Annotated in this window: 7 protein-coding genes and 3 pseudogenes; 2 read left to right on the top strand and 8 right to left on the bottom strand. The window is 65.4% G+C overall.

All coding sequences use genetic code 11. The annotated features are described in order from the left end of the window. Positions 1-29: 29 nt before the first annotated feature. Entirely contained in the window at positions 30-140 is a 111-nt protein-coding gene (locus tag ACGFNH_RS32375) for a transposase (protein ID WP_393659942.1), read from the bottom strand. 1,365 nt (positions 141-1,505) lie between these two features. Between ACGFNH_RS32375 and ACGFNH_RS32370 the strand changes: the two are divergent. Further along, positions 1,506-2,590, top strand: a pseudogene (locus tag ACGFNH_RS32370) (IS110 family transposase). 283 nt (positions 2,591-2,873) lie between these two features. Here the strand turns inward: ACGFNH_RS32370 and ACGFNH_RS32365 are convergent. After that, a pseudogene (locus tag ACGFNH_RS32365) lies at positions 2,874-3,169 on the bottom strand (IS30 family transposase); the annotation flags it as partial. Between the two features lie 353 nt (positions 3,170-3,522). Here ACGFNH_RS32365 and ACGFNH_RS32360 point away from each other — a divergent pair. Then, positions 3,523-3,971 (top strand): annotated as a pseudogene (locus ACGFNH_RS32360) (transposase); the annotation flags it as partial. A gap of 16 nt (positions 3,972-3,987) precedes the next feature. On the opposite strand, the gene ACGFNH_RS32355 reads toward ACGFNH_RS32360, so the two are convergent. The 6 genes from ACGFNH_RS32355 to hppD form a co-directional block, all read right to left on the bottom strand. Then, the gene (locus ACGFNH_RS32355) at positions 3,988-5,328 is read right to left on the bottom strand and encodes a hypothetical protein (protein ID WP_393659944.1); all 1,341 of its coding nucleotides are present in this window, start codon (positions 5,326-5,328) and stop codon (positions 3,988-3,990) included. A gap of 749 nt (positions 5,329-6,077) precedes the next feature. After that, positions 6,078-7,175, bottom strand: coding sequence for a prephenate dehydrogenase (locus tag ACGFNH_RS32350; protein ID WP_393659918.1), 1,098 nt, complete (start codon positions 7,173-7,175; stop codon positions 6,078-6,080). 173 nt (positions 7,176-7,348) lie between these two features. Then, complete coding sequence (locus tag ACGFNH_RS32345; protein ID WP_393659916.1) at positions 7,349-8,149, bottom strand: endonuclease/exonuclease/phosphatase family protein; 801 nt, start codon at positions 8,147-8,149, stop codon at positions 7,349-7,351. Positions 8,150-8,230: 81 nt separating this feature from the next. Beyond that, on the bottom strand, positions 8,231-9,547 hold the full coding sequence (locus ACGFNH_RS32340) for a PLP-dependent aminotransferase family protein (protein WP_393659914.1): 1,317 nt from the start codon (positions 9,545-9,547) through the stop codon (positions 8,231-8,233). Positions 9,548-9,551: 4 nt separating this feature from the next. Further along, a complete protein-coding gene (locus ACGFNH_RS32335; RefSeq protein WP_393659912.1) occupies positions 9,552-10,652 on the bottom strand; it encodes an alpha-hydroxy acid oxidase in 1,101 nt (366 codons plus the stop codon). After that, positions 10,649-11,713: a 4-hydroxyphenylpyruvate dioxygenase gene (gene hppD, locus ACGFNH_RS32330; protein WP_393659910.1), complete on the bottom strand. Its 1,065-nt coding sequence runs from the start codon at positions 11,711-11,713 to the stop codon at positions 10,649-10,651. The genes ACGFNH_RS32335 and hppD overlap by 4 nt, the downstream gene beginning before the upstream one ends. Positions 11,714-11,741 lie beyond the last annotated feature (28 nt).

Genomic DNA, 11,741 nt, shown 5'->3' with positions numbered 1-11,741 from the left:
TTGAACCGGGTCTTCACGAGAGCGGTGAGCTAGTCGAGTCTGTGTTTGGTGAGATTGGCCAGTGACCGTTTCAGATCCGACCAGACGCCCTCCACCGGGTTGAACTTGGGTGCGTAGGGCGGCAGCTGGTAGGCAGTCAGCCATAATCGGGCGTCGACACGCTGGCGTACGATGCGGCTGACGTGTGTTCAAGTTGCCCGAGATCAGAACGATCGGTCCGCCGAGCGGCCGGTGTGCGGCATCCAGCAGGCGGGCGTAGTCGGTCTCGGTGAAGCAATTTCGCCGGCCTTTGGCGGGTCAGCGGTCGAGCTGGATGCGGTAGACCAGCCGGAGCCGGTGGCCGGGCTTGGTCCAGATCCGCGCCGCCATGGACACGCGTTTGGTACCCGCGGCGGTGACCCGCACGACGGGTGTGTGGCCTCGTCGGCCCCAGGTGCGGCCTTTGGGCGGCCTCAGCTCCTGGCCAGCTTCGTCGCTGGGGAGGCCCGGGGCGCGGAGTCGGGACTGCTCCCGGCCCGTTTCCCCGGACCTCTCCAACGCGCCGTGCCTATTACTAGGGGGTCTCCATAGTCTTTGCCGTCAGATGGTTATCGGAGTACGGCGTTTTCTCCCCGACCAGGTATCCACGAACGTGGCCAACTGCGTGGTCGCTACAGGGCGAGGCCGGCCGATAGCCAGCCAGCCTCGTGACAGGGCGGACTGTCCAGGGTGGGGCGACACCCCATCACGCAGCGACGCCCCAAGGGCGCCATTGACTGGCCGTCCTGTCGCGCACCCTCAGAGATCGGGCGGCCCCGGCTCTCCGGCCTGCGCATGACCTTACTGAGGATGCCCCTCGCAGCGTGCCAGTGAAGGTGTCCTGATACTCGCCGAGCTCCGTCAGGAGACCAGCCTTCAAGAGCGCCTTCACCAGCGCCAGAACCCGCTTGTCCTTGATCCTCATCCGGGCCCGGTTCATCGGCACCATGTCGCAAACTTCCTCCCGTAGCACCGGTTGGACCGGCGCACCCGAGGTGCCGCCCCCGGTGCTAGGGGAGGAAGGCCCTCAGGGTTCCCGGCTCCAGGACGGAGCTTCATGGCGCTCGCCGGGGCGGCGTGATCCCATCGCCCCGGCCGAGCAGACCGTGCAGGTCCCCGGCCCGCCTCGGCCGGGGAGATCGTCTCCGGCCTGGCCGAGGCCCTCGCGGTCCTCCTCAAGCACCGGGAAATGCTGGAGACCCGGGTCGCCGCCCTGCTGGAGGCCCCCGTCATGTTGTCCGCGGTCCTGCAAAAGGGCCGCTGGCCTCCGGGCCCGGCATGGCTGTTCCCCCCTGTCTAAGGCATGACCTGGGGGGGTGTCACCGGGCCGGCAGGTGCCGTTGGAGACGCTGATGAGAAGTCCGACTACCGCCCGGCCGGGCGCAATGCCTGGCATCCCGCGGGCGGCAGGTCTGCATAACGTGGATGCGCGCGTACGGCGCCATCGCCCTGGCCAGCACCGCACGAGCCCTGGTCGGGAGGACGGGTTGTACGACATCGACGACGTGGGCGTCTTCCTCGGCCTGGACATCGGCAAGAGTGCCCATCACGGGCACGGGCTGACTCCGGCCGGCAAGAGGTCTTCGACAAGCAGCTGCCCCAACAGCGAGCCCAAGCTGCGGGCGGTTTTCGACAAGCTCGCGGCGAAGTTCGGCACCGTCCTGGTGATCGTGGACCAGCCCGCCTCCATCGGAGCTCTTCCGCTCACGGTCGCCCGGGACGCGGGCTGCAAGGTCGCCTACCTGCCCGGACTCACGATGCGCCGGATCGCTAACCTGTATCCGGGCGAGGCGAAGACCGACGCAAGGACGCCGCGGTGATCGCGGACGCCGCCCGCACGATGCCGCACACCCTGCGCCCGCTTCAGCTGACCGACGAGATCACCGCCGAGCTGACCATCCTGGTGGGCTTCGACCAAGATCTGGCGGCCGAGGCCACCCGAACCTCCAACCGGATACGCGGCCTGCTCACCCAGGTCCACCCCAGCCTGGAACGCGTGCTCGGGCCACGGCTGGCCCACTGGCTGCTGGAACGCTACGGTTCCCCGAAAGGCCGGTCGTCGCAGGCTCGTTGAGGTGATATGGCCCAAAGCCCCGCGCATGGCACAGCGGCTGATCGACGAGGTCTTCGACCAACGCCGGGCCGTGGAGGCCCAGATCCAGACCCTGCTGGAGGAGCACCCTCTTTCCGCAGTCCTGACCTCACCTCCGAGGGGCGCGGTCAGGACTGCCGCCACCTTGCTGTCACCGTCGGCGACGGCACCAGCTTCCCCACCGCCGCCCACCTGGCGTCCTACGCCGGCCTCGCCCCGACGACGAAGTCCTCGGGGACCTCGATCCACGGCGAACACGCACCCAGAGGCGGCAACCGGCAGCTCAAACGGGCGATGTTCCTGTCCCCGTTCGCTGCCCTGCATGCCCCCGCCTCCCACACGTACTACGACCGATGCCGGGCCCGCGGAAAGACCCACACACAGGCTATTCTCCGCCTAGCCCGCCACCGCATCAGTGTGCTGTTCGCGATGCTCCGCGACGGCACCTTCTACGAACCCAGAACCCCACGCCTCGCTTGACGAAGGACATAGAGGCCCCCCGCGAAGGTCCTGACCCCCCATGCCCTGGGTCGCGGTCATGAACGGTGCTCTCATCCCGTTCGGGAACCTCCATCCGGGGCCGCAGCGCGGTGACGGTGCCGCGTCCCCGGGTACCGGTGCGTTCAACCGAGATTTATGCGCAGTTGAACCAAGCGGGTGGACCGGCCAGCCGGGGTCGACCACGGACCGGAACAGAGGCTTCCGCGGCGCCGGACGACCGCCAGCGGATTCAAGGAGTCGTCGCAACACACGGTCGGTTCGATCAGGCGGCGAATAGTTTGTGCAGGCGCTCGGTTGGGGTCTCCCAGCCGAGCGTTCTGTGTGGGCGACGGTTAACCTGGTCGGCGACCGCGCGGAGATGTTCAGGAGTGTGGACGGACGGGTCCGTGCCCGTCGGGAAAGTACTGCCGGAGCAGACCGTTTGTGTTTCGTTCGAGCCGCGCTGCCAGGGCTTGCTGGGTCACAGAAGTAGACCGGAGTGTCGGCGGAGAGGGTGAACTCGTGGTGCCGGCCCATCTCGCTGCCTTGATCCCAGGTGAGCGACCGGGCCATGTCGCGGCAGTTGGATGTGCGATGACGTCCGTCCGACCGCTGGAGGCACGGTGGCTGAGCCTGTCCGGGTGCGCAGACTGACAGACCAGGAATGACGGCGGCTGCAGCAGATCGGGTCGTGTCCCGCGACGTGGTGTAGGGGATCAAGGGTTGCGCATCCCGGTACGAGGCTCCTGACGATCTCCGCAGAGGCATTCGCCCACGAGGCGCCCTGCTGAGGCCAGTTGAGCCCCCGGTCCGGCGAGACCGATGCCCTCGACCTGCGGATTCCGGCGCCTTGATCGGCTACACCACCCGGCGGGACGCCACCGCAGATCGCGCGCCGGGGCAGCACGAGTTCGGTGCGCTACCGGCGGGCGATGAAGCTGCTGGCCCCGGCCGGCGGGAACAGGGTGCCTGTGATCGCCCAGTTGGTGCAGGCCGACGAGGACACCGTCCGCGACGTCATCCACCGGTTCAACGAGATCGGCTTGGACTGCCTTGCCCCTCAGTGGGCGGGAGGCCGTCCCCGCCTGCTCAGCACTGACGACGAGGAGTTCGTCATCCAGACGGCCACCACCCGACCAGTTAGGTTCGGCTAGCCCTACACTCGCTGGTCACTGCGCAAACTCGTCGCCTACCTGCGGAGAGTCCACGGTCGCGTCATCCACATCAGCCGTGAGGCGTTACGCTGCCTGGTCGCCCACCCCGGCATCACCTTCCAGCGCACCAAGGCGTGGAAAGAGTTCCCCGGCTCCCGAGCGCGACGCCAAACTCGACCCGCATCGGCACGTTGACCGCTTCCCGGACGGCGTCTTTGCGTGGCAACCCTCTGGACGCCCTCGCTACTTCTCGGGTGCCGAATACGTACCGAAGAGCGACGCGCTTGCCGGCCAGTTTTCCTGCTGCCAGCGCCGCAACTCCGGGTACGTCGCGTGGGCCGGGACGACTACCAGGCGCGAGTCAAACCACTGGGTTACGAACTCACGTCGGTTGCGCACTTCTTCACGCGTGTGCCCACTCAGCATGACTTGCCCGACACTCTGGGTGGTGTCCTCTACCGAGTCACCCATCCGAAAGCCATACGGCAGGTCCAGCTTCACGTGCTCGACTCCTGGCAGGGCCCGGACTTCGGCAAGCGAGGGATGACCAACCAGGATACCCGGCCGGTTGGCTAGGAAGATGGTGCTGACGCTCCGAGGCCGGATGGACGGTTTGACCTGCGGATCGATTCCCTCCGCGCATCGGATAGCTGCCTCGCCCAGGTCAACACCGAACTTGAACTGCACCGATTCCGAGATCAGCCCGCCGCCGGTGCGGGCAGCACACTCACCAAACACGAGACGACCGCTTTCCTGCTGGTAGAAGAGCTCCATATGGAAGACGCCGCGCCGCAGGCCAAGCGACCGCAGTGCCGTTTCCACGACAGGCTGCGCCAGTGCAAAGGCGTGCGTATCCTCCGTCGGGTCGAAGCGCTCCAACTGAAGCACTCGATTCGCGTCTACTGCGGTTAGGCAGGGCTCCACATAAGCGCCTACGCTGAGGAATCGGAGTTCTCCGTCGAAAACCACACCGTCGACCATCCACTCGTCTCCTGGAGTGAACTCTTCCAGAACGAAAGTGCGTTGCGGCACTCCGCGGCGGCGATACGCCTCGCAGGTGGCGACAAGCTCTGCCTGCCCCCGGACGATCGAAGTGTTTTGGGTACCAGCGCCGGCGACAGGCTTGAGGACCGCCTTGTCGAACTCTGGAAGGTCGGACAGGTCCAGGTGGTGGATGTCCTCGATGACCCACGATCCGCCGACCTCGACGCCTGCCGCCGCAACAGTCCGTTTCTGTAGCCACTTATCCCGAAAGTTCAGGGCTACGTCCGCCTCTACGGCCGTCGGAAGGTTAAGGAGCTGGGCGAGCGCCGCAGCCGTGACTAGCGCCTCCTCATCCGAAGTCTGCAGGAAGCGGAACTGGCATTCGGTGGCGCCGGTGCGGTACAGGCTGGAGAGGATACTCTCTATGCTCGGTTGATCCTCGACGAAGATACCCACGGCTCCTTCTGGGAGCTGCATGTAGCCCCAATCATGAAGGTGCGGGCCGTGCACCACGTACGGCGCGATGCCGTTTCTGAGGCAGGCGCGTATTGCGTACGGATCCGTACCGATAAGTAGGGCCTTGGTTTCGTCTCGGGACATGATGTCTCCCTCTTTTGCAGTGGGGTGGCCGGCCGGATTTGAACGACCGCAGCCTAGTGTCTCGTGTTAGTTCGAGTCGTTATTGATGAGTTTCTTCACCTGGTCTGGACGAAGCCGGACCTTGGCGAAGATTTCGCTGACGGTGGCGGTCCAAGTGAAGGGTTCGCGTTCCCTTTCAAGGAGTTGATGTAGGCGCGGATTTGTTTGACCAGGACGTTGACACTTGCGAACGCGCCGCAGCGGATGGACTGCCGGGTGATGACGCCGAACGAGATCTCGATCTGGTTCAATCACGAGGACCTGACGGGGGTGAACTGGAAGTGGATGTGCCGTTCTTCGCCCGCCATGCCTTCATGCCTGGGGTGGCATGCGTAGAGAGATTGCCCAGGACGACATGGATTTCCTTCCCCGTATGCGGATTGACGGCCTTCATGAACGCCAGGAAGTTCGTGCCGTTCCGGTTCGGCCTGCACTCGCCCAGCACTCACCGGTCGTGACGTTCAGCGCGGCGAACAGGTTCCTGGTGCCGTGCGGCACATAGGTGACATTGGGTTTCACTAGATCGCTGACAGAACCAGATTCAGGGTTGTGACAGCAGTTCCGTTTAGCCCGCATAGTAGGACTCCGTTACTAATAGGCTGCGGCGGCTGGTGATCAGCGTGCGGCAGGTGCGAGCTCCGGCGGAGCCGCGTCTCGCGGTCATAGGAGACATTCGTCGAACATGCGCTCGCTCACCGGCCGTTAGGCTTTCAGTGCTTCACTACCTCCCTGATGGACCATCCCCGCTCCCGCAGCGAAGCGCTGAGCAACGGCGCCGACTTGGGCCACACCATCAACTGCACAAGCCCCGCCTGCTGCCCGGTGGCGTGCTCGATGCGTACGTCCTCGATGTTGATACCGGCCCGGTCCGCGTCGACGAAGATCCGGGCCAGCTGCCCGGGCTGGTCGTCGATAAGGACGGCGACGGTCTCGAACGTTGTCGAGGCCGAGCCGTGCTTGCCGGGCACCCGTACCTGCCCGGCGCTGCCCCGCCGCAACACTTCCTCGATCCCCGCGGCGCCCAGCCTGTGTTTGTCCTCGTCTGCGGACTGCAGCGCATGCAGCGCCCCCACGGTCTCGTCTAGGTCGGCGGCGAGTGCGGAAAGCAGCTCGGCGACCGGGCCTGGGTTGGCCGAGAGGATGTCGATCCACATCCGGGGGTTGGAGGCGGCGATCCGTGTGACATCCCGTATGCCCTGGCCGCAGAGACGTACCGCCGCCTCCTCAGCGTCCTCCAGGCGGGCCGCGACCATACTGGAGACGAGGCGCGGCATGTGTGAGACGAGGGCGACGGCACGGTCGTGGGCGTCCGCGTCCATGACGACCGGCACGGCCTGGCACAGCGCGACCAGCTCGAGCGCCAGGTTAAGCACCTCGGTGTCGGTGTCTCGGGTCGGGGTGAGCACCCAGGGCCGGCCCTCGAAGAGGTCGGCGGTCGCGGCCAGCGGGCCCGAGCGTTCGCGGCCGGACATGGGATGCGTACCGACGTAGGCGGTCAGGTCTATGCCGAGCGCCTCCAGCTCATGGTGCGGTCCGCCCTTCACGCTGGCCACGTCGATGTACCCGCGAGCCGCGCCGCGCTCCATCACCTCGGCGAGGGTCGCCGCTACATGCGCGGGCGGCACGGCGACCACGGCGAGGTCGACCCGGCCCTTGGGGGCGGCGTCCGTGCCGGCGCCGAGAGCGGCGGCTATGCGGGCCTGCTTGAGGTCGTGGTCGACCAGATGCACGGTGACACCGCGCGCCACGAGTGCCAGGGCTACGGAGGTACCGATCAGGCCGGTTCCGTAGACGGCGGCGGTTCTCACAGGGCTCCTAGCTGCGTATGGACGTTTAAGTCTGGACTTGCGTCGCTTTAGACGCGACATCGGCGTCGGAGCGCGGTCACACCAGCGATCAGCTCGCAGTTCTGGTGTGAGCAAGAAGCAGAACGAAAACGTCAGGTTGGGTAGCGTGGCTAAATGATTAGAAGGTGAAACTTTCAGTCGGCAGGCCGACCCGATTCATCTGTCTGTGTCCTACTCTTGTAACTCACAGTCAGCCTGGCCAGTACCGGCAGATGGTCCGAGGCTGCCGGATCGTCTGTGACGAGACCGATTTTGACTGGCGTCACCCTCCTGCCCGCGAAGATGTAGTCAATGCACTGCTTTGGCGCGTCGGACGGGAAGGTCGCAATCTCTTGGCCCTCGAAAGCCGTCCAGGAATCGGTGAATCCGTCCTTGATCGTGCTGATCTCCAGGGATTTCGAGGAAGCGTTGAAGTCGCCGAGCAAGATTGCCGGATCGGTGTCTCCGATCAGCTCGACAATCTCCTTCGCCTGCTGAAGCCTGTCGCTCTCCGAGAACAGCTCAAGGTGTGTGTTGAAGACCTGCAGCAGAAGTCCGTGCACGTCGATCTCGGCATGCAGCAGGCCTCTCTGCTCCTCGCTCGGAGAGCAGAACAGATGCGTATTAACCCAGCGGGTGATCGGATGAAGGGACAGTATTGCCGTGCCGTACTGGACCCTCGGCCTTCCGGGAGCGGGCGGATCCAGGTCGATGTTCGCCCCATAGGCCAGGTGGTAGCCGAGTAGCCGCGCCAACTCAGTTGCCTGGTCTGCCCAGTCACTACGCTCTCCGAAGTGACGGTCTACCTCCTGAAGCCCAACAATCTCGGCGCCGCTAACCTGGATTACGCGGGCGATCCGTTCTAGGTCTAGAACGCCGTCGAGGCCATCGCCGTGACGGATGTTGAATGACAGGACGTCGATGGTTGATTTGAAGGGATTCGAATTGCGATTCACCTTACCTCCAATGCCGATAGATCGAGGTATTCGGCGTCTCGTTTGCCGAGATGAATTGGACGCGATCGGTGAGGTTCTTACTCAAGACGCTACCTTCACGGCCATCTGTTCAGTGAAAAGCTCGGCGATTCGGTCAAGACCCTCATCGATCGCCTCGGCGGTAAGCGAACTAACCGACAGCCGGAGAGTTTTGGTCCCTCCCGCGCCGCTGTAGAAGTGACTCATTGGGGTCCACAGGACGCCGTGCTCACGCGCTGAGTGTTCCAGCAGTGCGTCGTCGACCGTAAACGGGACGGTCACGCAGACAAAGAAGCCGCCGGCAGGCGCGCTCCAGCTGATGCCGGGATGCTGGCCGAAGCGGCTGTGAAGTCCGGTCAGGAGTCGGTTGAGGCTGTCGCGGTAGATCCCGCGCTCCCGGGTGTTGGCCTGTTCTAGGCTGAAGTCGTTCTCCAGCAGGGCACCGCCCACAATGGCCTGAGCGATTGGTGAGGTATTCACAGTCACCATGCTCTTGATCTTGGAGAGCTGGTCGGCGAACAGCCCGACTTCCCCATCGGCCGTGGCGACGCGCTGGTCGGCCACGACGTAGCCGACTCGGGCGCCGGGTAGCACCGTCTTGGCGAAGGAGCCGAGGTAGACCACACGGCGGCCGCTGTCCAGAGCCTTGAGCGTGGGGGGTGTCCCCTGGCCGCTGTGAAACAGACCGTATGGGTTGTCTTCCAAGAGCAGGATGTTCTCCTGCTCTGCCAGTGCGAGGAGTTCGTGCCGCTGGGCGAGATTGAGACTGAGGCCCGAGGGGTTTGCATAGTCGGGCATCACGTAGCAGGCCCGAGGGCGCAGGCCCTGCTGCCGGGCTTTCCGGATCTGCGCCACTAGGTTGTCCAAGTCGATGCCCGTCGGCCCGGAGATGACTGGCAGGACGGGCAGGTCGACCAGTCGTGCAGCCCCGGTGAGACCCACGTACATCGGTGAGACCGACAGCAAGACATCACGCTCATCCGCCCGTAGCGCGCGTAGGACCAAGAACATTGCCTCCTGGCAGCCGACAGTGACCACCACGGCTTCCGGGTCGGCCTCGATGCCGCTGTCGCGGGCCAGGTTCTGGGCGATCAGATCGTGGACGATGCCCTTGGTTCGACCGTACTGGCACAGGGTGCGGCGCACCTCCTCCTCCGGCAGCCCTCGCTCCTCGGTGAGGTGGCGGCTGAAGGTGCGCAGCCAACTGTGCACCACCTCCGGGTCGAAGAAGCGCTCGGTGGGGCGTCCAGCGGCGAAAGAGAGCGCCCCTGGGAAACGCGAGGCCACCTCGTTGAGGAGGTTCATCGAGGTGAGGGCAGGGTCCTCCAGTGAGCCATGCAACTCGGCGGTCACCAGGTCTACTGGGGGCACTTCAGACATACGGTCACAGCCTTTCAGTACGAAGTCGAGTCGCCGCCGCGGGATCGCCGCAACCGGCCAGCGTCATAGCCTCGGCCAGCTCGGTGCGCAGCAGACCGAGTACCTCAGCGACCCCGGTTTCGCCGCCAGCGGCCAGGCCCCACAAGACGGGGCGGCCAAGCAGCACGCCGCGGGCTCCGAGGGCAAGCGCCTTGAGTACGTCGGTGCCGTTGCGGACCCCGCTGTCCAGCAGAACCTCGCATTCCCCGGACGCGGCCACCACCCCCGGCAGGGCGCGCAGACTGGGCTGGACGCCGTCCAGTTGGCGACCTCCGTGGCTGGAGACCACGATTGAGTCGACGCCGAGGTCAGCCGCCATGCGGGCGTCGCGTGGGTCGAGGACGCCTTTAACCACAAGGGGGAGCGAGGTCCGACGGCGGAGCCGTTCGAGATCCGTCCAGGACAGGCCAGGGGCGAATGCGGCTGCGGTGTGTACTGCGAGTGCCGAGGCACCGTCGACTCGGCGCTGGACCTGGCCGCCGGGGCCGCTATCGAGGTTGACGGCGCGGATGTGCTCGGGCAGAGCGAAACTGTTGCGAATATCGCGCTGTCGGCGGGCCATTAGCGGCACGTCCACGGTGACCATCAGCGCCCGACAGCCCACCGTTTCGGCCCGGTCGACCAGTTCGTCGTTCTTCGCCTGGTCGCGCAGGCAGTAGAGCTGGAACCAGGTGTCGGCGCCAATAGCGGCGATGTCCTCCAAGCGGTGGCTGCTGAGCGTGCTGACAATGTAGGGGACGCCACTTGTCCGGGCAGCACGGGCTGCGGCGAGTTCGCCCTCGTCGTGCAGCAGACGCTGGTAAGCCATAGGCGCAATGGCGACGGGCATCGCCGCTGTGGTTCCTGCCAGCTGTACGGTGGTGTCCGCGGCGGTGACGCCAGTCAGTACCCGGGGGACTAAGGCAAGTTCGGCGAAGGCGGCCCGGTTGGCGGCGAGCGTGGACTCGGTGCCGCTGCCGCCGTCGACGAAATCCCACACACCAGGGTCGAGTGCGGTCCGGGCCGTGGCACGGACGTCCTCCAGGCTCACCGCGGCTGCGGCGGGGCGGTCGTCTGTGGCTGTCACCCTAGCGGCTCCGCTTCCACCGCTTCGTACAGCGCCTTGATGTTGCCGCTGCCGAACGTGGTCGCCCCGGAGCGTTCGATGACCTCGAAGAACAGCGTCCGCTTCGGGTGTATCGAGCGGGTGAAGATTTGGAAGAGCTGGCCGTCGTAGTCCTCGTCGGCGAGGATGTTCAGGGCGCCGAGCGACTGGGTGGAGTGTCGAACCAGCCGCAGGCGGTCTCCGAGCATCCGGTAGTAGGCAGGCGGGGTAGTCAGGAACTCCACCCCCCGCTCGCTCATCGTGCCGACGGACCGTACTACGTCCTCGGTGCGGAATGCGATGTGCTGAACGCCGGAGCCGCCGTGGTTCTTGATGAAGTGATCGATCTGGCCCGGCTCGCGGCTGGTGTCGGGCTCGATGAGGGTCAGCGTGACGGTGCCGGTCGAGGACTGCACCACCTCTGAGTCCATTGCCTGTGCGCCGACGGCGATCTTCTCGGTGAAGGTATTCCGGAAGCCCAGGACCTCCTCGTAGAACTTGACAGTGGCTCGAAGCAGTTCGGCTTCGACGCACACCGCGAAGTGGTCGATCTCGAGCAGGCCGGTATCCACCTCTGGCTCAGATTGGCGCGCTAGGGTGAAGCCGGGGAGTTGTCGGCTGTCGATGTCCTCGCTGCGTTGGACGAAGGTGTGCCGGACGTCGCCGACGCCGGCGATGCTCGCCGTAATCACGCCCTCAGCCTCAGTGACCTCTGTCACCGGACGGGCACCGCGTCGGACGGCCTCATTGAAAGCGGCCGCCGCGTCGGGCACTGCCAAGGCGATATCGGTGACACCATCACCGTGCTGCCGGGTGTAGCTGGCTGCGGGGTGGTCCTCTGCGCGGGCCTGAGTGATGACGAGACGTATTCCGTCACGGCCGACGGCGGCGGAGGTCGCCTCTCCCGGCTGGTCGGAGGTCCCGTACGTCGCGAACCCATAGTTAAGGGCGAAGTGACGTACGGTGGCGTCGAGATCTTCTACATACAGCTCGACGTGGTCGATCGACAAGTCATGCAGGGCGCTCTTTTCATCTACAGGCACGGTGCTGATCTCCTGAACTTGGTGGCCT

Origin of the sequence: Streptomyces sp. NPDC048639 (genome assembly GCF_043199075.1) — a bacterium.
In the GTDB taxonomy this organism is placed as follows: Bacteria; Actinomycetota; Actinomycetes; order Streptomycetales; family Streptomycetaceae; genus Streptomyces.
The sequence above is the reverse complement of the archived record's forward strand: the minus strand, read 5'-3'. Positions and strand labels throughout refer to the sequence as shown.